Source organism: uncultured Tenacibaculum sp., assembly GCF_947504135.1.
Lineage (GTDB): Bacteria > Bacteroidota > Bacteroidia > Flavobacteriales > Flavobacteriaceae > Polaribacter.
The window spans coordinates 382,329-408,131 of record NZ_CANNGG010000002.1 but is presented as its reverse complement, the minus strand read 5'-3'; the positions used below and the strand labels follow the sequence as shown (position 1 = coordinate 408,131).

Annotated in this window: 24 protein-coding genes and 1 pseudogene; 15 read left to right on the top strand and 10 right to left on the bottom strand. The window is 32.3% G+C overall.

Annotated elements, in window-relative coordinates; all coding sequences use genetic code 11:
- Window positions 1-5 precede the first annotated feature (5 nt).
- Window positions 6-533 carry a sigma-70 family RNA polymerase sigma factor gene (locus Q0663_RS05365; protein WP_299007585.1) on the top strand — a complete coding sequence of 176 codons (528 nt, stop codon included), beginning with the start codon at window positions 6-8 and terminating at the stop codon, window positions 531-533.
- Complete coding sequence (locus tag Q0663_RS05360; protein WP_299007581.1) at window positions 533-1,330, top strand: anti-sigma factor; 798 nt, start codon at window positions 533-535, stop codon at window positions 1,328-1,330. Before Q0663_RS05365 ends, Q0663_RS05360 begins: the two co-directional genes overlap by 1 nt.
- Window positions 1,331-1,446: 116 nt before the next feature.
- Here the strand turns inward: Q0663_RS05360 and Q0663_RS05355 are convergent, their stop codons facing one another.
- The 4 genes from Q0663_RS05355 to Q0663_RS05340 all read right to left on the bottom strand — a co-directional run bounded on the left by Q0663_RS05355 (window position 1,447) and on the right by Q0663_RS05340 (window position 6,313).
- A complete protein-coding gene (locus Q0663_RS05355) occupies window positions 1,447-3,675 on the bottom strand; it encodes a TonB-dependent receptor (protein ID WP_299007579.1) in 2,229 nt (742 codons plus the stop codon).
- 15 nt (window positions 3,676-3,690) lie between these two features.
- On the bottom strand, window positions 3,691-4,986 hold the full coding sequence (locus tag Q0663_RS05350; RefSeq protein ID WP_299007577.1) for a cell surface protein: 1,296 nt from the start codon (window positions 4,984-4,986) through the stop codon (window positions 3,691-3,693).
- A gap of 87 nt (window positions 4,987-5,073) precedes the next feature.
- Window positions 5,074-5,634, bottom strand: a complete 561-nt coding sequence (locus Q0663_RS05345) for a DUF4331 family protein (protein WP_299007574.1) — start codon at window positions 5,632-5,634, stop codon at window positions 5,074-5,076.
- A 28-nt stretch (window positions 5,635-5,662) separates the two neighbouring features.
- The gene (locus Q0663_RS05340; RefSeq protein ID WP_299007571.1) at window positions 5,663-6,313 is read right to left on the bottom strand and encodes a DUF4331 family protein; all 651 of its coding nucleotides are present in this window, start codon (window positions 6,311-6,313) and stop codon (window positions 5,663-5,665) included.
- A 194-nt stretch (window positions 6,314-6,507) separates the two neighbouring features.
- On the opposite strand from Q0663_RS05340, the gene Q0663_RS05335 reads away from it, so the two are divergent.
- Window positions 6,508-7,395, top strand: a complete 888-nt coding sequence (locus Q0663_RS05335) for a TIGR01777 family oxidoreductase (protein WP_299007569.1) — start codon at window positions 6,508-6,510, stop codon at window positions 7,393-7,395.
- The gene (locus Q0663_RS05330) at window positions 7,388-8,065 is read left to right on the top strand and encodes a GNAT family N-acetyltransferase (protein ID WP_299007567.1); all 678 of its coding nucleotides are present in this window, start codon (window positions 7,388-7,390) and stop codon (window positions 8,063-8,065) included. Before Q0663_RS05335 ends, Q0663_RS05330 begins: the two co-directional genes overlap by 8 nt.
- 56 nt (window positions 8,066-8,121) lie before the next feature.
- On the opposite strand, the gene Q0663_RS05325 is transcribed toward Q0663_RS05330, so the two are convergent.
- Window positions 8,122-8,343, bottom strand: a complete 222-nt coding sequence (locus tag Q0663_RS05325; RefSeq protein WP_299007566.1) for a hypothetical protein — start codon at window positions 8,341-8,343, stop codon at window positions 8,122-8,124.
- Window positions 8,344-8,350: 7 nt separating this feature from the next.
- The gene (locus Q0663_RS05320; protein ID WP_299007563.1) at window positions 8,351-8,758 is read right to left on the bottom strand and encodes a hypothetical protein; all 408 of its coding nucleotides are present in this window, start codon (window positions 8,756-8,758) and stop codon (window positions 8,351-8,353) included.
- A gap of 278 nt (window positions 8,759-9,036) precedes the next feature.
- On the opposite strand from Q0663_RS05320, the pseudogene Q0663_RS05315 reads away from it, so the two are divergent.
- Window positions 9,037-10,961, top strand: a pseudogene (locus Q0663_RS05315) (thiamine pyrophosphate-dependent enzyme).
- A gap of 34 nt (window positions 10,962-10,995) precedes the next feature.
- On the opposite strand, the gene Q0663_RS05310 reads toward Q0663_RS05315, so the two are convergent.
- The 3 genes from Q0663_RS05310 to dnaA are packed head-to-tail and all read right to left on the bottom strand — an operon-like array spanning window position 10,996 to window position 13,622.
- Window positions 10,996-11,700 carry an SAM-dependent methyltransferase gene (locus Q0663_RS05310; RefSeq protein WP_299007562.1) on the bottom strand — a complete coding sequence of 235 codons (705 nt, stop codon included), beginning with the start codon at window positions 11,698-11,700 and terminating at the stop codon, window positions 10,996-10,998.
- Window positions 11,690-12,157 carry a low molecular weight protein-tyrosine-phosphatase gene (locus Q0663_RS05305; RefSeq protein ID WP_299007559.1) on the bottom strand — a complete coding sequence of 156 codons (468 nt, stop codon included), beginning with the start codon at window positions 12,155-12,157 and terminating at the stop codon, window positions 11,690-11,692. The genes Q0663_RS05310 and Q0663_RS05305 overlap by 11 nt, the downstream gene beginning before the upstream one ends.
- A gap of 40 nt (window positions 12,158-12,197) precedes the next feature.
- On the bottom strand, window positions 12,198-13,622 hold the full coding sequence (dnaA, locus tag Q0663_RS05300) for a chromosomal replication initiator protein DnaA (RefSeq protein ID WP_299007556.1): 1,425 nt from the start codon (window positions 13,620-13,622) through the stop codon (window positions 12,198-12,200).
- Between the two features lie 173 nt (window positions 13,623-13,795).
- Here dnaA and Q0663_RS05295 point away from each other — a divergent pair, with 173 nt between their 5' ends.
- The 6 genes from Q0663_RS05295 (at window position 13,796) to Q0663_RS05270 (ending at window position 20,747) form a co-directional block, all read left to right on the top strand.
- Window positions 13,796-14,200 (top strand): thioesterase family protein, encoded by a 405-nt coding sequence (locus Q0663_RS05295; RefSeq protein ID WP_299007553.1) that lies wholly within the window; start codon window positions 13,796-13,798, stop codon window positions 14,198-14,200.
- Window positions 14,201-14,223: 23 nt separating this feature from the next.
- Window positions 14,224-14,796 carry a cob(I)yrinic acid a,c-diamide adenosyltransferase gene (locus Q0663_RS05290; protein ID WP_299007550.1) on the top strand — a complete coding sequence of 191 codons (573 nt, stop codon included), beginning with the start codon at window positions 14,224-14,226 and terminating at the stop codon, window positions 14,794-14,796.
- Between the two features lie 100 nt (window positions 14,797-14,896).
- Window positions 14,897-15,118: a DUF2795 domain-containing protein gene (locus Q0663_RS05285; protein ID WP_047789198.1), complete on the top strand. Its 222-nt coding sequence runs from the start codon at window positions 14,897-14,899 to the stop codon at window positions 15,116-15,118.
- A 127-nt stretch (window positions 15,119-15,245) separates the two neighbouring features.
- Complete coding sequence (gene secA / locus Q0663_RS05280; protein WP_299007525.1) at window positions 15,246-18,596, top strand: preprotein translocase subunit SecA; 3,351 nt, start codon at window positions 15,246-15,248, stop codon at window positions 18,594-18,596.
- Between the two features lie 166 nt (window positions 18,597-18,762).
- Window positions 18,763-19,635, top strand: coding sequence for a UDP-2,3-diacylglucosamine diphosphatase (locus tag Q0663_RS05275; RefSeq protein WP_299007523.1), 873 nt, complete (start codon window positions 18,763-18,765; stop codon window positions 19,633-19,635).
- Window positions 19,636-19,730: 95 nt separating this feature from the next.
- Window positions 19,731-20,747, top strand: a complete 1,017-nt coding sequence (locus Q0663_RS05270) for a glycosyltransferase family protein (RefSeq protein ID WP_299007521.1) — start codon at window positions 19,731-19,733, stop codon at window positions 20,745-20,747.
- On the opposite strand, the gene Q0663_RS05265 is transcribed toward Q0663_RS05270, so the two are convergent.
- Window positions 20,734-21,399: a uracil-DNA glycosylase gene (locus tag Q0663_RS05265; protein WP_299007517.1), complete on the bottom strand. Its 666-nt coding sequence runs from the start codon at window positions 21,397-21,399 to the stop codon at window positions 20,734-20,736. The two genes, Q0663_RS05270 and Q0663_RS05265, sit on opposite strands and share 14 nt — an antisense overlap.
- A 37-nt stretch (window positions 21,400-21,436) precedes the next feature.
- Between Q0663_RS05265 and Q0663_RS05260 the strand changes: the two genes are divergently transcribed.
- The 4 genes from Q0663_RS05260 to Q0663_RS05245 all read left to right on the top strand — a co-directional run bounded on the left by Q0663_RS05260 (window position 21,437) and on the right by Q0663_RS05245 (window position 25,694).
- Window positions 21,437-23,644: a DNA mismatch repair protein MutS gene (locus tag Q0663_RS05260; RefSeq protein ID WP_299007514.1), complete on the top strand. Its 2,208-nt coding sequence runs from the start codon at window positions 21,437-21,439 to the stop codon at window positions 23,642-23,644.
- Between the two features lie 43 nt (window positions 23,645-23,687).
- Entirely contained in the window at window positions 23,688-24,257 is a 570-nt protein-coding gene (locus Q0663_RS05255; RefSeq protein ID WP_299007511.1) for a GNAT family N-acetyltransferase, read from the top strand.
- Window positions 24,258-24,387: 130 nt separating this feature from the next.
- Window positions 24,388-25,188 carry a thioredoxin domain-containing protein gene (locus Q0663_RS05250; RefSeq protein ID WP_299007508.1) on the top strand — a complete coding sequence of 267 codons (801 nt, stop codon included), beginning with the start codon at window positions 24,388-24,390 and terminating at the stop codon, window positions 25,186-25,188.
- Window positions 25,189-25,199: 11 nt separating this feature from the next.
- Window positions 25,200-25,694, top strand: coding sequence for a hypothetical protein (locus Q0663_RS05245; protein ID WP_299007505.1), 495 nt, complete (start codon window positions 25,200-25,202; stop codon window positions 25,692-25,694).
- The last annotated feature ends 109 nt before the right edge of the window (window positions 25,695-25,803 follow it).

Below are 25,803 nucleotides of genomic sequence, written 5' to 3'. Positions count from 1 at the left end.
ACTATATGCAAGTAGAATCCCTCGTTAAAAATTTTAAAAACAAAGATGTAAAAGCTTTTGAAAGCCTCTACGAAATGTATAAACAAAGCGTTACTGGTGTAGTTTTCAATATTGTTAGAGATCAAACAATAGCTGAAGAAATAACACAAGATGTTTTTATAAAAGCTTGGAATAACGCAAACACTTATTCTGAAAAAAAAGGACGTTTTTTTACTTGGATTATCAATATTGCTCGAAATGCAGCTATTGATAAAACAAGATCTAAAAACTTTAAGAACAGTTCGAAAAACCTTGATGCCGAATTTTTCGTAGATATATTAGAGAATCACGATAGCTTGGACTCTAAAACAGATGCAATTGGTATTAAAAACTTTGTAAACAAATTAAAAGACACTTGTATTAAGGTAATAGAGCTTCTTTATTTTAAAGGCTTTACACAAAAGGAAGTTTCTGAAAGTTTAAAAATGCCTCTTGGTACTGTAAAAACTAGAAGCCGAAATTGTATTAACGAATTAAGACTTATGCTTAAATAATGGCTACAAATAAACACATAGAATCTGGAATATTAGAACTATATATAGCTGGTGCTCTTTCTGACAAAGAAAATGAGCAGGTATACGGTTTGATGATGGAACATCCTGAGGTTTTAGAAGAGGTAAAAGAGATTGAAAAGTCTATTTCTATTCTTACTTCTCATGTTGCTCCTAAAGATGCTAAAAATTCTTTTAAAGACGTTTTAATAAAAATGTTACAAGAAAAAGAAGATTCAGCAAAGACAATTCCTTTACAAACATCAAAAAATAATTGGGTAACTTATACTGGGTGGGCTGCTGCCTTAGTTGTTGGTAGTACTTTAATTTTATCGTTAAATAAGAGTGCTAATTTACAAGGTCAAATAGACACTATTAATGAGGCTAAAGAGCAATATGAAATTCAATTAGACAAAACTAATGCTCATTTAACTGAAAACAAAAAGCTTTTAGCAGTAATAAGAAGCAAAGACATTGTTACGGTTCCTTTACAAGGACAGAAAGTATACCCTGAAGCTTATGCAAAAGTATACTGGAACAAAAACTCTAAAAATATTTATTTAGATGTTCAAGGCTTACCTGATCCACCAGAAGGAAAAGTATACCAAGTATGGTCTTTAAAACTTGATCCGCTTTCTCCTACTAGTTTAGGTACCATAGATAACTTTACAGCAAACGATAGTAAAATATTTACTATAAACAACCCAAACGAATCTCAAGCGTTTGGAATAACATTAGAACCTACTGGTGGTAGTAAAACACCAACCTTAGAACAATTATACACTTTAGGAGCTGTATAACTATTTACTTTAACCCTTATAAATCAATATAGCCGCTTAAAGCGGCTATATTTTTGTTGCCATTAATCCTTCTAAAAAATGACAACTTATCAAGCCCCCCCGGACTATCATTATCTTTAAAAAGAATATCGTATGGTGGCTTTTGCAGAAAACGGAGTTCCTGGTGTAAAATGAATTTCTTCTACAGGGTTTGGTTCATTTTGTAACCTCGATTCTGTAGCAAACTGTGTTTCATTCCAAGCTACATCAAAAATATTTTCTAACGCTACACCTAGTGTTATATTATTTATTTTATAGCTGATATTTGCATCGGTAACAAAATAACCTTCTGCTACTATTGAATTATCTTCATTTGCAGGTCTGTCACCTATATATCTGTAATGAACTCCTCCTGAAAAGTTCTTATAATTATTTACTGATAATCCTCCTGTTACAGTCACTTTAGGAGCTAAAGGAATATTGTTTTCTCCTGACGGATCGTCAACACTTTCTGCTTTTGTAAAAGTAGCATCACTATCAAGATATAACCAATCTGTTAGCTGATATCTAAGGCCTAAATCAATACCATAACGCTGTGCTTCTCCTGAAGGTTCTACAATACCAGCATCTCCAACATATACTAACTCATCTTCTGAAAGTAAGTACCATAATGCTGTATTTATAGCTATTTTTGAGGTTGGTTTCCATACAGTTCCTAAATCAACACCATAAGCTCTAGGTAATGTTTTCCTATTAGGTTGTGTAGCTACTACTCTAGTATCGTTTGAGTGAAAGCCTATTCCTGATTTTAAAAACCATTGAATTTTTTCATTTGGAGTATAAGTAACATTTATCTTAGGATTAACTACTACTTGTGATTCAGAAAACGTTTTGTATTCATCTAGTAAATAATCATTGTAGTTAAATTTTAAATAATCTAAACGTAAAGCTGGTGCCACCATAAATTTTCCAAACTCAAACTCACTATTTACAAAGGCATAATAGTTGGTTTGATTTACCTTTCCTAATTGAATTCGATCTAAAACTTCTTTTCTTTGAAGTGTATGTGATAACTCTAAGTTATCTACAATATCAGCACGTAAACCTGTTCCAAAGGTTAACTCTACTGGGGTATTTGATATATGGGTTTTCTTTTTAAACTGTGTATTGAACCCGAAAACATCTCTGTTTTCAGTTTGCTTTATTTGATCTCCGTTCACAGGATCATCTAAAAAGAAGGTAAAGTTTGAAAATAAATTAAAATTATAATTTGAATAAAAAACATTTGAAGTTACGCTAACATCGTTCTTTAAAACTTTTGAGTGTTCTAAATTTATATTTGTTCGTGAAGTTGTTCCTCCTTCAGTATCATCAATTGAACCGAAACGAGTAATATTTCCATTGTCTACTTCTCTTTGCGGTATTTGTCCAGAAGCATCCCATTTACTCGTAAAATGTGAAGCTGATACTGATAAACTACTATTGTCTTTTAAAAAGGTTCTATACTTCGTAAAAATATTAATTCGACTAAAATTCTGAGGAGATTCTACAAAACCATCTGTTTCTAAATATTCAATAGCAACATAAGCATTATCTGTATTGTTTTTATCTAACAAATTAAACATTCCTAAAGTTCTAAAAGTATTGAACTGTCCTAACCCTACTTCAACCTGACTATTTTCTAAATATGTTTTTGTTTTAAAATCTACATATCCTGCTGTATTAAAGTCTCCTTTGCTTGCGTAATAAGGCCCTTTTCCGAAATTAATTTTTTCGATGGTTTCTGGAATTATAAAGTGTAAATCACTGTACCCTTGTCCGTGTGCATGAGAAACCATATTTACTGGTGTTCCATCTACCGATAATGCTATATCTGTACCGTGATCGATATCAAAGCCTCTTAAAAATATTTGTTCCGCTTTTCCTCCACCAGCATGTTGACCTATAAAAAGTCCTGGTACTCGTTGTAATATTTGTTGAGATGAACTTACTGGTTTTTTATCTAAATCAACTCTTACAATTGTTTGTAATGGATCTCTCTTGTTAGATAATACCATCTCATCTAACAAAAAACTTTTCATTTCTAAAATAATTGTTTTTGGAGAGCTTAGATCGTCACTCTCTAATTCTAAGTTGATTTTTTTGTATCCTAGAATTCCAAATTCAATAATATCTCCTACTTTAGAGTTATCTAAGATAAATTCTCCATTAACTTTTGTGTGTGTATGGCTGTTACTAGTAGTATTATATACATATACATTCTCTAAAGGCTTTTTGTTGGTATTTAATACCTTTCCTTTAAATTGTTGTGAAAATACATGGTAACTACCTAACAATAATGCTAAAAATAAAATCTTTGTTTTCAAAATACTGAAGTTTGGTTATATATTTAAAATTTTTTCTGTCATCAACGGACCTAACTCAAAAGAGCTGTCTAATAACTCTTCTTTTAAAGTCATAGCTTTATCATTAATTCCATTTGCTTTGTAAATTTCAGCTATATGATACTGTATTTCGGGCTCGAAAGTTTTATCAACTACATATGTATTAATTACTTCTAAAGCTTTTTTAAAGTCTTTATTTTTGTAATAATACCAGGCTAGTAAATCGTAAGATTGTGGCGTAGACCTACTCTCAATTTCTTTTTCGATGTATAATAACGCACTAGATGTGTCATTAAATTCTTCTAAATATAATTTAACTAAATGCTGATTATACATTACACCATATGAGCTATTTTTTACAGCCGATAAATATACCTCTATATTCCTTTCTTTTATTGTTAAATTATTCTTAAACTCGGCTATTTCTGCCTTTAACAAATAGTAATCTGGAGAAGAATGTTCGCTACTTATAATATCTAAAATTCGAAGTGCTTCATCTGGATTTTTATCATGAGAATATACTATCCAAGCAATACCTTTTTTTGCATACGCGTTACTGTTATCTAGTTCTAATGCTTTTAAATATAATTTATAAGAATCTTTTATTTGACCATTATGTCCATAGAAGTCAGCTAAGTTAGTATAACTCCATGCTTTTAAATCTTTATTATTAGCTTCTTCTGCTTTTTTCATGGCCTTTTCCATAAAACGAATTGCTGAAGATAAGTCTCCTTTATAATCATGCCATTTAGAAACTCTTATTAGATAATCAAAGTCAGCATAATTTTCAATTTCTGCTAAGTATTCTGAAGCTTTTTCAGGTTCTCCTAACTCTAAATAAACATCAAACAACATTTTTTGAGTAGCATTTAGGTTTTCTCCATTTACTTCTGCTTTTTTTAATAATTCTAACGATTCTTTAAATCGATGTTGAGAAATATAGTTTCTTGCTAATGATCGTAAATGTGAAGCCTTGTTATAATTTGTTTTTTGATTGATTTTTAACAGCTTCTTTTCCGCTTCTATCAAATAAGAAATATTTCCTTTTTCTGAGAAAAGTAATGAATTAGCCTTTGCTATTTTACTTAAATATGGATACTGCGTTGGCTGATTATTTAGTTTTTTCTGCCAAAAATCTAGTTCTTTTTGAGCTAACGATTCTGAAGTAGTCATTGTATTTTCTAAATACTTATTATACTCTTCTTTACTAGCTACTTTTGTTGTTTTTGAAGTTGTACAACTCAATATAGTGCTGCTTAAAATAGCACATATAATTATTTTTATAGTTTTCATTATCGAAGGTTTTAAGTTAGTTTTTGTTTAAAAATTGGTTGCTTTTTAGCAACCAATTTTAACCCCAGGAGGTTTAGTCATCCCATTCTACCAAGGACTAGCTAAATATGGAAAAGAACTTAAGAAGTCTTTATCATTTCCATCTACATGATCATCTGATAATGTAGGATTTTCAGAAAAGTCCTCGCCTCCGAAAATCAATAATAATTCAACGGTAATTACATCATCTGCTAAAGCTCTACCTGTTAACACATTTGTTCCATCATAAAAAGTTGTTGTACCATCTAATGAAACGGTTAATACATCGGTAGCTAAAACACTCGTAAAAGTTGCTGCATCTAAACCTAATGCGTTGGTATCTCCGTCATTTGCATATGCTGGGCTTAACGTTTTTAAATTTGTTTCAAACATTGCAGCAAAATTTGCTCCTTGTTCTGACGGTATTGTTACATTAAACGCATCTTTCATATCGCTATTTACAAATACTGTATTTACTGCTGGTCTACCCATTTGGTCTTTTTGCATATAACTTCCCGAGAAGTCAATAGAAGCCATTGGCGGCATGTTATTATCATCATCACTACAACTTGCTAATGCAAAGATTGATAGAATTGAAATTGCTAAAATTTTTATATTGTTAAGTTTCATGTCTTTGAATTTTAAAGTTGATTGATTTTTACTGCTTCGTTTTAGTTTCTACCCAAGTATTAATAGTACCTGAGCCTCCAATCATAGATTTTGGCACCTCTACTACTACTGATAATACATTTGTTCCAGCAAAAGTATCTGCTCCTGGATCGTTAAAACCACCTGCATTTCCAGCTATAATTTCACCGTATTGTGCAAAATCCATAAAGAAAGGATCGTCTCTAGGCCCTGCAAAAAATTGCATTCCTCCCTTACTACCAATAATAGCACTAGATCCATAAGGAGTTATAGAAACCCCATATTCTGATCCATCTTGTGGTAACGTACTAGTTAAACCAGTAGTTGATGGATTGTATGGACCAAAAAAGTACATTATTCCATCTCTAGGAATTGCTTGAATTACCAAGTCTTCAACATTATCACCAGTATTGTCAATATTAAACTCAATTAATACATTTTCATCAAAACTTGCTGCTGCCGTAGCTGAAGGACTTAGTAATCCTTGAATATTTGCTACAAATACAAGATTACTTGTATTTTCTCCTTGGAAAGCATAAAAGTCTGTAATATCACTTGAGCCTCCTGTTACATCTGGAGCATCAATGTGATCGGCTGCTAATAAGACTAAACCTATTAATGCTAAAGCACCGGCTCCAATAATTAATTTCATTTTTTTCATGGTTGTAAATTTTAAAGTTAATTACTCATTCTACCTTACTTACGAGAAAATGGTGATGACGGTTTTTATTTTTTTAACTTTTTTTTATAAAAGATTCATAAGTCTTAATTTTACTAGGTATTTGATGATTATTTTTTTATAATCTTTCTCCTACTCTCCTCTTTTTTAAAAATGAATGTTTATTTTTGAGTACTATGGCAACTATATTAATTACAGGAGGAACTGGCTTAATCGGAAAAGAGTTAACAAAAAGGTTAACTAGTAAAGGGCATGTGGTTAACATTCTTACCAGAACTCCAAAAAAGAGTAACGAATTTCGTTGGAATGTTAAAGAAGGCTTTATTGATAAAGATGCTTTTAATAATGTAAGTTATATTATTCATTTGGCAGGAGCTGGAATTGCTGATAAACGTTGGACTAATGAAAGAAAAAAAGAATTGATTGATAGCCGTGTAAAAACAGCTTCTTTACTATTTAATAAAATACAAGAGTATCAAATATCCATCAAGAAATTTATTTCTGCTTCTGGTATTGGATATTATGGAGCAATTACTTCTAATAAAATCTATACAGAAAATGATAAACCAGAAAATGATTTTATCTCTAAAATTTGCGTAAAATGGGAGGCTGCTGCTCATCAATTTAAGCATATTAATATCCCTGTAACTATTTTACGAACTGGTGTTGTACTTTCTAAAAATGGTGGTGCATTACAAAAGATGAATACTCCTTTGTTTCTATCTGCCTTAGGAAATGGTAAACAGTATATGCCTTGGATTCACATTCATGACTTATGTGAACTGTATACAAAAGCGATAGAAGACAACGGTTTTACTGGAGTTTATAATGCTGTTGCTCCCGAACATCAGACTAATGAAAGTTTTACAAAGCTACTAGGAAAGGTTATTAATAAACCTGTACTTCCCATGAATGCTCCTTCATTTATTTTGAAAATAGCTTTAGGTGAAATGGCTTATATTTTATTAAAAGGAAGTAGGATTTCCTATGAGAAAACAAGTAATGCTTATAATTTTATTTTTTCAAACTTAAATACTGCTTTAACCAATATTTATAATGAATAACAAACTTCAAAATCCTGTTTGGCATTCGTTGTGTGAAACACATGAAAAATTTGCTATTAATTATAATAGTGTGAAGTTTTATAATCCTACTATTTGTCCTTTTGGTGCTTTTACTGAGGCTTCAAAAACAACCTATGCTCTAAATGAATATGCAAAGCTTACAGATAAATTCTTTTTAGTTTCAGAAAATAAAACACCTACTTATGACAAAGACAAAATTTTTCTGTACAAAAAGATTGATGGTTGCCAAATGATACTTGAAGACTTAACTAATTTTGACATTACTGAAGAAATTATACCATTAACTGAAAAACATATTGATGAAATTTATAACCTAGTATGGTTAGTAATGCCTGGTTATTACAGAAAAAGAACTTTTGATATGGGAAAGTATTTCGGGATTTTTAAGAATAACAAACTTGTTGCTGTAACTGGACAACGTATGCAAACTGATAACTTTATTGAAGTTAGTGCTGTAGTTACTCACCCTGAACATACTAGAAAAGGGTTGGCTAAACAACTTTCTCAACATGTTACTAAAGAAATTTTAAAAGATGGGAAACACCCTATTCTACACACCAATAAAGGAAACCCTGCAATACAACTTTATGAAAAGTTGGGATATAAACTAACAAGAGATATGAACTGGTGGTACTTTCATAAAAAGTAAAAGCTCAGAAAAAACCCTGAGCTTTTTTTATATCAATATTTAGATTACTTTATATTTTACCCTTTTGTAAACTTGGCTGTCATATTTGTTGATGCATCTTGACCTTGAATCTTCATCGTCATATTAATTTTTGATTCTGAAGGCATACCAGTACTTCTATCAATATCCATAGATTCAGTTATATCTCCTTCTGCTGCTCCTGTTATTTTTCCTGAAATATCTATTAAAACATTTTTTTCTGAAATTAATTTTACTTTATAGATAAAACTAAAACTCATTGTGCCATCATTTTTTAGTTTTTGTCCAGGTATCACCTACAGCAACTGCTTCTTTAGGATAAATTACACTACTCGATTGTTTTGTAAAATCCTTTGCTCCTTGAATATTACTAGGCTCAACCTTTGTTTCTAAGATATTTCCTAGGTTATCACCTTTAATCATAATTGTAGCAGATAACATAGGTTGCATTTTAGACTTCATCCTTTTTCCTGTCTCATCTAATTCTTCATCCTTTTTAGATGAATCGTATGATATATTCACTGCTCCTTGCTTCATACCCATTACCATTTTGGTGATTTTAGAACTACTTTCATATGTATCATCTGAAACACTCGTTATATTGTATTTCATTTGAATATGCATGTTGTTTGTCATTACACCAACACCTATTACTTGAGCCATTTTCATATCCATAGTATACTTTTTGACCTTTTCATAGTTTAAACGAAGTAACACTTTTTCTTGTGCAAATGTTATTGTTGATATAAATAATAAGAATACTATAATTTTTTAGTCATTTTTTATCAAATTTTAATTTTTCACGAATTTATATAATTAAAATTTCTCATTTTGATTCTATTTTTTTTTAGCCACATTTGAAGAACTATAACTTAACCATAAAAACAACTTTTAACACAAGTAACTATTTTTCAATACTTTAAAACAAAGAAAACCTTACCAGTGAAACGCTAATTAAACTTTACAAACAACTACTCTTACCAAGGCTCATAGAAGAGAAAATGTTAATTTTATTACGACAAGGTAAAATATCTAAATGGTTTAGCGGTATTGGGCAAGAAGCAGTATCTGTTGGAGTTACTGCTGCACTAACAAGCGATGAATATATTTTGCCAATGCACCGAAATTTAGGTGTTTTTACTACTCGCGAAATTCCTCTGTATCGCTTATTTTCTCAATGGCAAGGAAAGGCTAATGGCTTTACCAAAGGAAGAGATCGTAGCTTTCATTTCGGAACTCAAGAATATAAACTTGTAGGAATGATTTCTCATTTAGGTCCTCAATTAGGGATTGCTGATGGAATCGCCCTTGCCAATAAACTTAGAGGTGATAAAAAAGCCTGCGCTGTTTTATAGGCGATGGTGGTACCAGCGAAGGTGATTTCCACGAAGCATTAAATGTAGCTTCGGTATGGAATTTACCTGTTTTATTTTGTGTAGAAAATAACGCATACGGGCTTTCCACCCCTACTTCAGAACAATATAACTGTGAACATATTGCCGATAGAGGTATTGGCTACGGAATGGAATCTCATATCATTAATGGAAATAATATTTTAGAAGGCTACACCAAAGTTTCTGAATTAGCAGAAAGCATTCGTGAAAATCCGAAACCTATTTTACTGGAGTTTAGAACCTTTAGAATGCGTGGACACGAAGAAGCTAGTGGAGCTAAATATGTTCCTGAAGAATTGATGGACGCATGGGCTTTAAAAGATCCTATTGAAAATTATAGAAATTTCCTTATTAAAGAAAAAATTCTTACTCCTGAAGAATTTAAAAATGAGTTTAAGGGCATCATCCAAGAACATTTGAATACTACTTTTGAAGAAGCGCCAATTACTTCCTCAATTGAAGACGAATTAAATGATGTATATAAAACTTCTTCTCTAGAAACTGTAGCCCCTAATTCTGTAACAGAAAATATTCGCCTAATTGACGCCATTTCAAAAGGTTTAAAGCAATATATGGAACGTTACGACGATTTAGTTATTATAGGACAAGATGTAGCAGAACATGGCGGTGTATTTAAGATTACTGAAGGATTCGTCGAAGCTTTTGGGAAGGAAAGAGTTCGCAATACGCCAATCTGTGAATCTGCAATTGTTTCTTTGTCTTACGGATTGGTGGTCAACGGAATGAAAGCTGTAATGGAAATGCAATTTGCCGATTTTGTTTCTACAGGCTTCAATCCTATTGTCAATCTATTAGCCAAGTCGCATTATCGTTGGAATCAAAAAGCCGATGTTGTAATACGAATGCCTTGTGGCGCTGGTGTTGGTGCGGGGACTTTTCATTCACAAACTAATGAAGCATGGTTTATAAAAATACCAGGGTTAAAAGTAGTATATCCTGCTTTTCCGTACGATGCAAAAGGATTATTAACCGCTGCTATTAACGATCCGAATCCTGTCTTATTTTTTGAACATAAAGGATTGTACAGAAGTACGTATCAAGATGTTCCTACAGAATATTACACGCTACCTTTAGGTAAAGCGGTTGTTTTAAAGGAAGGAAATGAGGTTACAATTATTAGTTTTGGTGCTGCGGTATATTGGACTTTAGAAACCTTAGAACAGGTAGCCGTATCAGCTGATGTAATTGATTTACGAAGCTTACAACCTTTAGATACCGAAACTATTTACAACTCGGTTAAAAAAACAGGAAAAGTAATTATTTTACAGGAAGATTCTTTATTTGGAAGTGTTTCTAGTGATATTTCTTCTCTTATTATGGAAAACTGTTTTGAGTATTTAGACGCTCCTGTAAAAAGAGTAGCGAGTATTGAAACTCCTATTCCGTTCGCAGGTAATTTAGAAAAGGAATACTTACCCAAAGAGCGTTTTAAAGAAGAATTACTACAGCTAATCGCTTATTAATACAAAAGCTCACTGAAAAGTGAGCTTTTTTTTGTTATTTATGAATGATGAAAATAGCGGGACGCTTGTGTAAATCTGGTTTAACGCTTTTCCACTCTTTTATTGTCAATGTTTTAATATACTCTGTAGGAAGCGTAATATCACACGCAACACAAACTCTTGTTTCAGGAGATAAAGTAGCTCGTAAATCGTCTAACATTTTCTCATTCCTATAAGGAGTTTCAATGAATAATTGTGATTGATTTTTATCTTTTGACAGCTTCTCTAATTCTTTGATTGCTTTTTTTCTGTCTGATTTATCAATAGGCAAATATCCGTTGAACGCAAAACTCTGTCCATTCATTCCCGATGCCATAATTGCCAACAAAATTGATGATGGACCGACCAATGGCACTACTTGAATTCCTTTTTGATGTGCTAACTTCACAATACTTGCTCCTGGATCAGCAACCGCAGGCACTCCTGCTTCTGAAAGTAAACCTACAGACACTCCTGTTTCGCAAATATCCAAGTAATTCTTAGTTTCTAAATCATCTGAATATTTATCTAACAACATCAATTGTAAAGAAGGTTGAGATTTAGTAGGTGTAATTCTTTTTATAAACCTTCTAGCCGACTTCTCATTTTCAACAATAAAATAATCTAATTGCTCTACCACTTTTTTAACCGATAAAGGCATCACCTCTAAAGGTTCAGTATCTCCTAGAGTCGTGGGAATCAAGTATAATTTACCTTTCATTATTTATCTCTAATTTTGAAGCGATAATTGTACACACTTCATCTAACATTTTATACACATTTTCAAAACCTTGATCTCCTCCGTAATACGGATCTGGAACCCCCATATCTTCATTAGGATACAGTTCGTTCAAAATCATTTTTACTTTTTCTCGTTGCATACTATTTTCAGACATCGCTACAATATCATCGTAATTACTTTTATCCATAGCAAAAATCATGTCAAACTTATCAAAATCGGCTTTTTCAAACTTTCTTGAACGCTGATTTGTAATATCAATCCCATATTTTTTTGCTACTTGAACAGAACGTTTATCTGGTAATTCACCTACATGATAGCCCGCAGTTCCTGCAGAATCAACTTCATATAACCCTGAAGATAACTTTGCTTGTAAAATTCCTTCTGCCAATGGTGATCGACAAATATTCCCCAAACAAACCATTAATATTTTTTTCATCTCTATAAAATAAAAAAACCTCACTTAGTGAGGCTATTTCTTAAAGCGTTAATTTCTTCGTTAAATCTTCAACGTACTTTTTAAACTGCTTATCAGTCTCCGTTAAATTATCTACAGTTTTACAAGCATGCAATACAGTAGCGTGGTCTCTTTTACCAATTTGACTTCCAATGCTAGCTAATGACGACTTTGTCATACGCTTAGCAAAATACATAGCTAACTGACGTGCTTGTACAATATGACGTTTACGTGTTTTTGATTGTAAAGTTGCTACATCCATATCAAAATACTTCGATACCACTTTTTGAATATAATCAACCGACAACTCTTTTTTCGTGTTCTTTACAAACTTGTCTACAATTTGTTTTGCCAACTCAATTGTAAATTCTTTTCTATTGAAAGAAGCTTGTGCAATCATCGAAATAATCACTCCTTCTAACTCACGAACATTCGATTTGATATTTTTAGCAATATACTCTACAATTTCTTCTGGCATTTCAACACCATCTCTGTACAATTTGTTTTGTAAGATCGAAATTCTTGTTTCATAATCTGGCGCTTGCAATTCAGCAGACAGTCCCCATTTAAAACGAGACAATAAACGTTGTTCAATATCTTGCATATCAACAGGTGCTTTATCTGAAGTTAAAATAACCTGTTTTCCATTTTGATGTAAATGATTAAATATATGGAAGAACACATCTTGTGTTCCTGCTTTTCCTGATAAGAACTGAACATCATCAATAATCAACACATCAATCATCTGATAGAAGTGAATAAAATCATTTCTAGTATTCGACTTTACCGAATCAATAAATTGTTGTGTAAATTTTTCCGAAGAAATATATAAAACGGTCTTATCCGGATATTTATCTTTTATTTCAACACCAATAGCATGTGCTAGGTGCGTTTTACCTAAACCTACCCCTCCATAAATTAATAATGGATTAAATGAGGTACCTCCTGGTTTATTCGCAACTGCCATACCTGCTGAACGTGCTAATCGATTTGAATCTCCTTCTACAAAATTCACAAAGTTGTTGTTCGGATTTAACTGAGACTCAATCTTTACCTTTTGTAGGCCTGGAATAATAAAAGGATTCTTCAACTCTCGTTTTGACTCTAACGGAACTGTTACCTTTTGAGGTTTTAAAGGATTACGGTTTGAACTTGGTATTTTTACAGTTTGTGGACTATTACTACTATACGTATTTTCCATACGTACATCGTAAATTAACTTAGCATCACTTCCTAACTGACGAACTAAAGCGACTCTTAGCAATTTAATGTAATGCTCCTCTAACCATTCGTAAAAAAACTTACTTGGAACTTGTACTGTTAAAGCCTCCCCTGCTAATTTAATTGGCTTAATTGGCTCGAACCAAGTTTTGTATGCCTGAGGTTTAATATTGTCTTTTATAAAAGACAAGCATTCCATCCAAACTGAATCGGCTGTTTTAGTCATATTCGGTAAAAAATCAATTTTAGTTGTTAATTTTTATTAAGATTTAGGGGGCACCAAACACCAATGTCTGGGCGAACAAAAGTGTGAATAAATTTTAGTATAAAAAAATCAAATCGCTATTGACTTTTATTTTTTTTTTGCGTAATGTTTATGCAAATTAAAAAAACAATCTTTTGCAAAAACATAAAACATCTACACGTGTTCGATATGCTGAAACTGATCAAATGGGAGTAGTTTACCATGGGAACTACGCACAGTTTTTTGAGATTGGTCGCACCGAATGGTTACGTTCTCTGGGCGTTACCTACAAATATATGGAAAAAACAGGAATCATGCTACCTGTTATATCTTTATCTTGTAACTTTAAAAAATCAGCATTATACGACGATGAATTAACCATTACAACTATTTTAAAAAAAACACCTTCAGTAAAAATTGAATTCGACTATGAAATTACCAATCAAAATAACGACCTAATTTCAACTGGAAATACTGTGTTAGCATTTATTAACAATAAAACAAAAAGACCTATGCGTTGTCCTGATTATATTTTAGATAAATTGGCTATCTTAAAATAATTAATCAAACCAATAAAAAACATATGAAAATATATACTAAAACAGGTGATAAAGGTACCACTGCCCTATTTGGTGGTACTCGAGTACCTAAACACCACTTACGAATAGAAAGCTACGGAACTGTTGATGAACTTAACTCTTACATTGGATTAATTAGAGATCAAAACATTGATGATACTTTAAAAAAGAAATTAACAAAAATTCAAAGCGATTTGTTCACATTGGGCGCCATGTTAGCTACACCACCAGAAAAGGAAACTTTAAAAAGTGGTAAAGAACGCTTAAACATCCCTAAAATTAATGAAGAGTCAATTCAGTTTTTAGAAGACGATATTGACCTTATGAATAAAGATTTACCTCAAATGACACACTTTGTATTACCAGGCGGTCATCAAACCGTGTCATTTTGTCACATAGCACGCTGCGTATGCCGTAGATCGGAACGATTAGCCGTGGCTTTAAACGAAGAAGAAACAATTAGCGATACTGTTTTAAAGTATTTAAACCGACTTTCTGACTACCTTTTTGTATTGGCACGGAAGTTGACCCAAGACTTACAAGCTGAGGAAATTAAATGGATTCCTGAAAAGCTATAACTAAGTTCTTTAATTATTGATTTCACATTTTTTAAAAAAAACTTGACTTTTTACAAAAAAAAATTATTTTTGCGGAAAATCTTATTAAACCGATAAAGAAATGTATTGGACACTTGAATTAGCATCTTATTTAGCAGATGCACCCTGGCCTGCAACTAAAGACGAATTAATTGATTACGCTATTCGTACTGGAGCACCGTTAGAAGTGGTAGAAAACTTACAAGATATCGAAGATGAAGGTGAGGCGTACGATTCTATTATTGAAATCTGGCCAGATTACCCTACTGAAGAAGATTATCTTTGGAATGAAGATGAATACTAGAAAAAAATAAATAATAAAAAGTCTCTTTTACAGAGGCTTTTTTTTTGCTTACTTTTAAGCAATCAATAAAAACACAAAAAACGCTAATTAAAAACAACTTAATTAGCTATAAAACAATATTTTACAAATGAGCGTTTTAAATTCGATTATAAAACTATTTGTTGGAGACAAACAACAAAAGGACCTAAAATCACTACAACCGATCGTTGAAAAAGTACGATCTTTTGAAAATTCATTAAACAGTTTATCAAATGACGAATTACGGGCAAAAACAATTGAGTTTAAATCGAAAATTAAAGACGCTACCAAATCTTTTAATAATAAAATAGCTGAGCTTGAGGAAGAAGCTAAAAAAGCAGACATCGATCGTCAAGAAGAAATTTATACAGAAATTGATAAATTAAAAGACGAAGCTTACGAAGCTTCTGAAGCTGTTTTATTAGACATCATGCCAGAGGCTTTTGCTGTTGTAAAAGAAACTGCAAAACGTTTTACCAAAAACACAGAATTAGAAGTTACCGCTACTCCTTTCGATAGAGAATTATCAGCTACTAGAGAACATATTACTTTAGAAGAAGACAAAGCTTTTTGGGCTAACTCATGGGATGCTGCTGGTAAAGAAGTTATTTGGGACATGATTCACTACGATGTACAATTAATCGGTGGATCAGTTTTACACCAGGGTAAAATTGCCGAAATGATGACAGGGGAAGGTAAAACGTTAGTTTCTACACTACCTGTATACCTAAACGCTTTAACAGGTAATGGAGTACATGTTGTTACTGTAAACGACTACTTGGCAAAACGTGACCGCGCGTGGATGGCTCCTATTTTTGAGTTCCACGGCTTAAGTACTGACTGTATTGATTTCCACCAACCAAATTCTGAAGCACGTAGAGAGGCTTATAATGCTGATATTACTTACGGAACTAACAATGAGTTTGGTTTCGACTACTTGCGTGATAACATGGCTAACTCTAAGAAGGACTTAGTACAACGTGCGCCAAACTATGCTATTATTGATGAGGTGGATTCTGTTTTAATTGACGATGCTCGTACACCGTTAATTATTTCTGGACCAGTACCACAAGGAGACAATCATGAATTTAATGAATTAAAGCCTCTAGTTGCCGATTTAGTTTCTATTCAAAATAAATACTTAGTAGGTGTTTTAGCTGAAGCTAAACGTTTAATTAAAGAAGGAGACACTAAAGAAGGTGGTTTCTTATTATTAAGAGTTTACAGAGGTCTTCCTAAAAACAAAGCCTTAATTAAGTTTTTATCTCAAGAAGGAGTTAAACAAATTCTTCAAAAAACTGAAAACTTTTACATGCAAGACAACAACAAGCTAATGCCTGAAGTTGATGCTGAATTATGGTTTACTATTGAAGAAAAGAACAATCAAATTGATTTAACTGATAAAGGTATTGCACACCTTTCTGATATCACAAAAAATGAAACGTTCTTCGTTTTACCAGATATTAGTGTAAAAGTTGGTCAAATAGATAAAAGCGATGCTACTCCAGAAGAGAAAGCTGATCAAAAAGAAGAATTATATCGCGAATTTAGTGTGAAGAGTGAGCGCATTCATACCATGAACCAACTCTTAAAAGCCTACACGGTTTTTGAAAAAGATGTAGAGTATGTGGTTATGGACAATAAGGTAATGATTGTAGACGAGCAAACAGGTCGTATTATGGACGGTCGTCGTTACTCTGATGGGTTACACCAAGCCATTGAAGCTAAAGAGAATGTAAAAATTGAAGACGCTACGCAAACGTTTGCTACCGTTACTTTACAAAACTACTTTAGAATGTACCGTAAGTTATCTGGTATGACAGGTACGGCGATTACAGAAGCAGGTGAATTCTGGGAAATTTATAAACTAGATGTTGTTGAAATTCCTACAAATAAACCAATTCAAAGAGACGACAAACAAGATTTAGTTTATAAAACTACGCGTGAAAAATACAACGCAGTAATTGAAGACATTGTAAAATTAGTTGGAGAAGGAAGACCTGTATTAGTAGGTACTACTTCGGTTGAAATCTCTGAATTATTAGGAAGAATGTTACAAATTCGTAAAATTCCTCACAATATATTAAATGCAAAATTACACAAAAGAGAAGCTGATGTAGTTGCTGAAGCTGGTAAACCAGGAGTGGTAACCATTGCTACAAACATGGCTGGTCGTGGTACCGATATTAAATTATCTGACGAAGTTAAAGCAGCAGGTGGTTTAGCTATTATTGGTACAGAACGCCATGATTCTCGTCGTGTAGACCGTCAGTTACGTGGTCGTGCAGGACGTCAAGGAGATGTAGGTTCTTCTCAATTCTATGTAGCTTTAGACGATAACTTAATGCGTTTATTTGGTTCTGAAAGAATTGCGAAGATGATGGATAGAATGGGGTTAAAAGAAGGTGAAGTAATTCAGCATTCTATGATTTCTAAATCTATTGAAAGAGCTCAGAAAAAAGTAGAAGAAAACAACTTTGGTATTCGTAAGCGTTTATTAGAGTATGATGATATTATGAACGCACAGCGTGAGTTTGTATACAAACGTCGTCGTCATGCTTTAGACGGAAAGCGTTTACAGATTGATATTGCAAACATGATTTACGATACCTGTGATTCAATTGTAAGACAAAATAAGGGCGCTAAAGACTTCCAAAACTTTGAGTTCGAATTAATTCGCTTCTCTGCAATGACTTCTCCTTTTTCTGAAGAAGAATTCAGTAAAACATCAGAGCAAGATTTAATTGACAAGCTATACAAAATAGTAACGGAACACTACAAAAACGATGCGGAAAGAAATGCTGAAAATGCATTCCCAGTAATTAAAAATGTTTTTGAAAACGAAGGTGACCGTTACGAGCGTATTGTTGTTCCTTTTACAGATGGTTCTAAAACATTACAGGTAGTTACCAACTTAAAAGAAGCTTACGAAAGTGAAGGAAAATCATTAGTTAACGATTTTGAAAAAAACATCACTTTAGCGATTATTGATGAAAACTGGAAGGATCACTTACGTAAAATGGACGAATTAAAACAAACTGTTCAAAATGCTACGTACGAGCAAAAAGATCCATTATTGGTTTATAAGTTTGAAGCTTTTGAGTTATTCCAAGAAACGATTGACAAAGTAAATAAAGAAGTTTTATCGTTCTTATTTAAAGGAAAACTACCTAGTCAAGAAGCTTCACAAGTATCTGAAGCTCGTGAACAACAACGTGAGCAATTAGATTTACGTAAAGATGAAGTTCAAAACTCAACACAGCAAGCTATTAGCAATGCACGTAACCAACAAACGCAGGAACAACAAGCTGTAGAAACAGTTGTTCGTGAACAACCAAAAATTGGTCGTAACGAAAAAGTTAACATCAAAAATGTAATGTCTGGTGAAGAAAAAGAAGTTAAGTACAAACAAGCTATTCCTTTATTAGAAAAAGGAGAATGGGTATTGTACAACAAGTAATCTTCAAACAAGCTATATAAAAAGCTCGGTTTTTACCGAGCTTTTTACTTTTACATAACATTCACTACACTTTTTAGTAAAGATTTTATTACTAATAATTTATAATTACTTCACTTTTTAAAAACATTCGAAAAGTAACTTTGGTAAACATCGAAGTATACTTAGAATGAAAAAACACAAAAAACGTAAATTAGATATTGCTGTAATATCAGATGTACATTTAGGAACTTTTGGTTGTAGAGCTACTGAACTCAATAATTATCTAAAAACCATCAATCCTAAAATATTAATCTTAAACGGAGATATTATTGATATTTGGCAATTTAACAAACGTTACTTTCCTAAACCACACATGAAAGTCATTAAGCAACTGATGAATTTCATCACTTCTGGAACAAAAGTGTATTACATCACAGGAAATCACGATGAAATGCTGCGTAGGTTTAAAGGTTTTCGCTTAGGAAGCTTTGAAATCGTAAACAAAGTAGTACTTGATATTGATGGTAAAAAGGGATGGTTCTTTCACGGTGATGTTTTTGATGTTACCATGCAACATTCAAAATGGCTTGCGAAACTAGGCGGAATGGGCTATGATTTTTTAATCCTTATTAATACGATTGTAAACTGGGTAAGTCATAAACTAGGGTACGGCAGACTCTCTTTCTCCAAAAAAATTAAAAATAGTGTAAAAAGCGCCATTAAATTCATCAATAATTTTGAAACAACTGCTGCAGACATTGCAATTGATGAGGGGTATGACTATGTAGTCTGTGGACACATTCATCAACCAGAAATGAGAACCATCAAAACTGAAAAAGGAAGTACTGTATACTTAAATTCAGGTGATTGGATAGAAAACTTAACTGCTCTGGAATACAAAAACAAAACGTGGTCTTTATATGAATATGAAAAAGATGAGATCGCTAAAAATATTCATTTAGACTACTCTGTAAAAGATCTAGAGCTCATTAGTTCTGAACACAATAATAGTAAACTTTTTACAGAGCTCCTTAAAGAGTTTAACATTAAAACCCAATAATCATGAAGCTTATAATGGGCATTAAGTTAGGAAATGGTCAATACCTACTAAACAGGTAATTTTCTAAAAACAATCAATTATAAAAATTTAAAAAGATGAAAATATTATACGCTTTTCAAGGAACAGGAAACGGACATGCAAGTAGAGCCTTAGAGATAATCCCACATTTACAAAGACGTGGTGATGTTGACATATTGGTTATTGGCTCACAATATGAAATAGAGCTTCCTTTCAACATAAAATATAAATTACATGGCTTAGGTTTTGTTTTTGGTAAAAAAGGTGGAATTGATCTAATTAGCAGCTTAAAAGACTTAAGCCTAAAGAAAGTTTACAAAGAAGTTAAAACATTACCTGTAAAAGAATATGATTTAGTTATTAACGATTTTGAACCTATCTCAGCTTGGGCATGTTTATTTAGAAATGTCCCCATTATCTCTTTGAGCAATCAAAATGCTTTGTTAAACGAAAAAAACTCTGCTTTTAAAAGGTTTAGGTTAGAGCGTTTGATTATTAAATACTATGCGCCTGCAAAAAATAAATTCGGATTTCACTTTAAAACTCATTCCTCTTCAACCTTCTTACCTATTATCCGTAAGGAAATTCGCTATAGAAATATTACAAACAAAGGACATTACACAGTGTATTTACCTTCTTATAGTGATGAAAAAATAATCAAAGTACTTTCAAGCATAAAAGACATAAAATGGCAGGTGTTTTCTAAAAAAACAAAAGAGCATCAATTTTTCCATAATATTACCATCCTACCAATAAACGACGATGCTTTTATTCGTAGTATGGCTTCTGCTAAAGGAATAATTTGTGGTGCAGGTTTTGCAACACCTGCAGAGGCTTTATACTTACGTAAAAAACTATTGGTTATTCCAATGAAAAATCAGTACGAACAACAATGCAACGCTGTTACTTTAAAAGAAATGGGAGTTACAGTCGTAAAAAAACTAAGTAAAAAACAATTACCAAAAATTGAAAAGTGGATTAACTCAAATAAAATTGTTGAAGTCCACTACCCTGATGTTACCGAAGATATGTTAGATGCAATTATTTTACCCTATTACAACAAAACCATTTTACCAGAAATTACCATTGAATAGTTGGTGAACCAATCCTTTGTAAAAAATCGTTGGTTTTAGAGAAATGCTTGTTACCAAACCAATACCCACGATTGGCACTTAACGGTGATGGATGACCTGAGGTTAAAATATGATGCTTGTTTTTATCAATAAGCTTTGCTTTTTTCTTAGCAAAACCACCCCAAAGTAAAAACACGACATCCTCTTTTTCTTCAGATATTTTCTCAATTACAGCATCAGTAAATTGTTCCCAACCTTGTTTTTGATGGCTTCCCGCTTCTCCCGCTCTAACCGTTAAAGTAGCATTTAACAACAACACTCCCTGTTTTGCCCAACGAGACAAATCGCCACTTTTAGGGTATGGAATGTTTACATCTTTTTCTATTTCTTTAAAAATATTAATCAATGATGGAGGATGTGCAACACCGTCATGTACCGAAAAACACAATCCATTAGCCTGCCCTACCCCGTGGTATGGATCTTGACCCAAAATCACTACTTTTAAATCATCTAACGAACAAAAATCAAACGCTACGAAAATATCTGACCCTTTTGGATAACACGTATGCTTTGAGTATTCATTTTTAACAAAACTGGTAAGATTTTCAAAATAGGGTTTTTCAAATTCAGATTGTAAAATATTTTTCCAGCTATCATTAATTTTTACTTGCATTGTTTGTTATTTTTGTCGTGGTTTCAAATATACTATTTTGACTAAAAACATTACAGAAAAAACACTTCAAGATTTAGAATTTACAACGGTTTTAGAACAAGTTGCAACGCACTGTATCTCTAATTTAGGAAAAGAGAAAACAATGCTAGTTCAACCTATTTCAAACAAAAAAAAGTTATTTTTTGAGTTGAATATGGTGAATGAATATCTGTCTTCTTTTGAAAATGAAAACCGAATTCCGAATCATTATTTTGAAGATATTTCTGAAGAAATTAAGCGACTTGCTATAGAAAACAGTTTTTTAGAAACAGACGGTTTCTTAAAGGTTTCAGCTGTTTCAGAAACTGTTAATGAACAAAAGAAATTTTTAAAGAAATTTCAAACCTACTACCCTACATTATTTTCCTTAAGTGATGAAGTTGAGTTTACAACAATAATTGTAGATAGTATAAAGAAAATAATTACTCCATACGGTGAGGTTGCTGACAATGCATCTACAGCCTTAAAACAGATACGAAAAGAAATTGGCTCTGTACGAGGTAAAATTTCTGAAAGTTTTTCTCGTGCGTTGAGTAAAAACATGTCAAGTGGATATTTAGATGATATTAAAGAAACGGTAATTGATAATCAGCGTGTTTTAGCAGTTTTAGCGATGCACAGACGTAAGGTTAAAGGAAGTTTATTAGGATCATCAAAATCTGGAAACATTGTATACATAGCTCCACAAGCAACACTTTCTTACAGTAGAGAGTTACAGAACTTATTGTACGAAGAAAAACAAGAAGTCGTTCGCATATTACGAGCTTTAGCTACTGAAATAAGACCTTTTACTCCGTTACTAACTGAATACGTTACTTTTTTAACACATTTAGATATGGTAGGTGCCAAAGCAAAATATGCTAAGAGCATTAACGGATTACTACCTAAAATCTCCAAAGAGAAAAAGGTTTTTTTAAAAAATGCGTTTCACCCTATTTTATGGCAAAAAAATAACGCTAAAAATATTGAAACTATCCCACAGACTATTCAGTTAAGTGAAGAGCAACAAATAATTGTTATTTCAGGACCTAATGCGGGAGGAAAAAGTATCACATTAAAAACGATTGGCTTATTACAAGTCATGCTACAAAGCGGATTATTAATCCCTGTACATGAACGTAGTGAAACTACACTTTTCAATACTATCTTGACTGACATTGGTGATAATCAATCTATCGAAAATCAATTGAGTACCTATAGCTATCGATTGAAAAACATGCGCTACTTTTTAAGGAAGTGTAATGACAACACCTTGTTTTTAATTGATGAATTTGGTACAGGTTCTGATCCTGAGTTAGGAGGGGCTTTGGCTGAGATTTTCTTGGAGGAATTCTATGAGAAGAAAGCCTTCGGAATTATAACCACGCACTATGCAAACTTAAAAGTATTAGCAGATGAATTGGATAATGTTACCAATGCCAATATGCAGTTTGACGAACGTACTTTAGAACCTTTGTATAAACTATATATTGGGCAAGCAGGGAGCTCTTTTACCTTTGAGGTAGCGCAGAAAAACGGAATTCCGTATAGCTTGATCAATCGCGCAAAAAAGCGTGTTGAAACCGAAAAAGTTCGTTTAGATAAGACGATTTCCAAACTTCAAAAGGAGCGAAATCGCTTACAAAAAACTTCTGAAAGCTTAAACAAACAAAAATCTAAAGGACAAGAGCATATTGAAAACTTACAAGAAAAAGAACTTAAAATACGTGAAAAATTAGAAGGTTTCCAAGAGTTATACGATAACAACCAACGCATGCTATCTTTAGGAAGGAGTATTAATGAAATGCTCAATAAATACTTCCAAACAAATAATAAGAAAGAACTTTCTGCTAGCTTTTTTAAATGGGCTATGGCTGAAAAAACCAAGTATATAAAGAAGAATCCGCCTAAAAAGAAAACTAAAACAGAAAAAAAAGAAGAGAAGGTTGCAACAAAAAAACAACAAGAAGCAATTAAAAAAGTAGAAAAAGAAGTGCTTCAAAAAGTTGTAAAGGTTCGAGAAGAAAAGAAAAAAGAAGCTGAAAAAATTGCAAAGGAAAGAGCTGCCTATGTTTTTAAAGTAAATGACAGAGTTCGTTTAATTGACGGAAATGCTGTAGGAACTATTGACAAAATAGAAAAGAAAAAAGCATTTATAAATTACGGGTTATTTACTACGGAAGCTAAAATTGAGCAATTAGAGCTGGTGGAGCGTGCCAAAAAATAGCTGTAATTTTATCAACCTTAAAAAACGATATGAAAAAACTAACATGATTATTAGAAAAGCTACTCCACAAGACACAAAAGAAATTGCTACTTATATGATGTTAGCAATGGAGGATATCGTGTATAAATTCATAGGAGAAAACTCAAGAGAAAAAGCACTTTCTTTTTTAGAAAAGTTAATTCTTCAAAAAGAAAATCAATATTCTTACGAAAACTGTTGGGTAATTGACGATAATGATAATACAATCGCTTTAGCAAACGTTTATAACGGAGCCGATTTAAAAAAACTAAGAACTCCTGTAGCTTCTTTGGTAAAAACAATGTTCAATCGAGATTTTCAATGTGAAGACGAAACTCAAGAAGGTGAGTTTTACATTGACTGCATCGGTGTAAACCCCAACTATCAAGGTAAAGGTCTTGGGTCTAAAATGTTGCACTTTTTAATTGATGAATACGTTTCTAAAAGAAAAGAAACCTTAGGTTTATTAGTTGATAAAGATAATCCGAATGCAAAAAGATTGTATTTAAAACTAGGATTTGAAATTACTAGCAAAAAGACACTTACAGGAAAAGAAATGGAGCACTTACAAATAAAACCGCCTCTTATTTCTTAAAATATTATTTTACACTACGTTTCACCCTCTTCTAAGATTTATTCGTCCTATAAATGAATCCGAAACAACTATTCATTTATAAAGAAATCAATCATCTTATGAAAAAAAATCAATAGCTCTTGTACTTTTCTTGTTTACAGTAAACTTATTATTTTTTCAAGGAATTGACTTTAAGAGTCTAAAATTTGACGAAGCCCTAGCACAAGCTAAAGCAGAAGACAAATTAATATTTATCGATTTTTATACAGAATGGTGTGGTCCGTGTAAAAAACTTGCTAAGGGTCCGTTTAAAGAGCCTAAAAACGATGAGTTTTACAATAAAAACTTCATCTATTTAAAGCTTGACGCAGAAAAAGAAGGTATAGCAGAAGCTAGACGATATAAAATTACTTCTTATCCTACTTTAGTATTTGTAAATGGTGACGGAGATGTTGTTCATAAAGGTGTCGGGGTTACTAATGGATATGATATGATTGGCTTCGGAACTGCAGCCCTAAACGCTTCGAGTTCAAAATATAGTTGGGCGAAACTACAAGAAATGTTTACTGAAAAGCAAAACGGTGAAGCATTTCTCAAAATGTACTATCAAAAAATGGAAGAACTAGGTACGGATCCTCCTGAAGGTATTAATGCTTGGTTAAAAGTGCAAACTGAATTTGAAGAGTTTGACATTCAAATGATGAATTTCTTATTAAACAAACAATTCTCTGTATGTCTTGGTACAAAATCGGAAGAAATTTTAAACAACAATTACGAACATTACCTAACTCTTGCTACTGACAGACAAAAAAAATCGTTAAGTCGATTTAAAAGTGCAACCTTTTCAAGATCGGTAGGACACGCTCGAAAAAGTCAAGATGCTGAACTTATGAAAGTGGTAATTGAACGTTATAAAACGGGGTATATCGCTCAAAATCGGATGATAATTTAACTGTCTACACTATGGATTGTTATCGTTATTCTAAAAATCATGAAGCTTTTAAGCACTTAGCTGAGCAATACATTAATAGTTTAATGAACCAAAAAACTCTTAAAGAAATTAAAGAAGAAGACAGTAAGTATTATCAGTTGTATTCTAAAAACAAAGAGTTTGGAAAAGATCCTTTTACTGATATCATGCTACAAAATTACAAAGAAGGTAGAGATGCTAACAATATTGTAAAACCTATTATTGAAACAGCTAATCATTACTTTGACTTCACACAAACGAGTAAAGAAAAAAGAAATTTGAAGAAATGGATTAAATACTGTTATAAATTAATTCCTGAAAAATATTCAATAGATAACTTAAAAGCAGATATGTTGTATAAAGCAGGAAAAACAAAAAAGGCAATTACTCTTAAAGCTATTGCTATTGAAAAAATGCCTTACACCGTAAAAAAGAAAGTGAATTTTGAACATGAGCTAGAACTCATGAAAGCCAATAAAAAGTTATAATTTAATTAAGAAAATTATAACAAATACTACTTAGTTTATTTTATAAGTTTACCAAGTGATAAAGCTTAATAAAATAACCGAAAAATCAACTCTATTTCCCATAATAGGG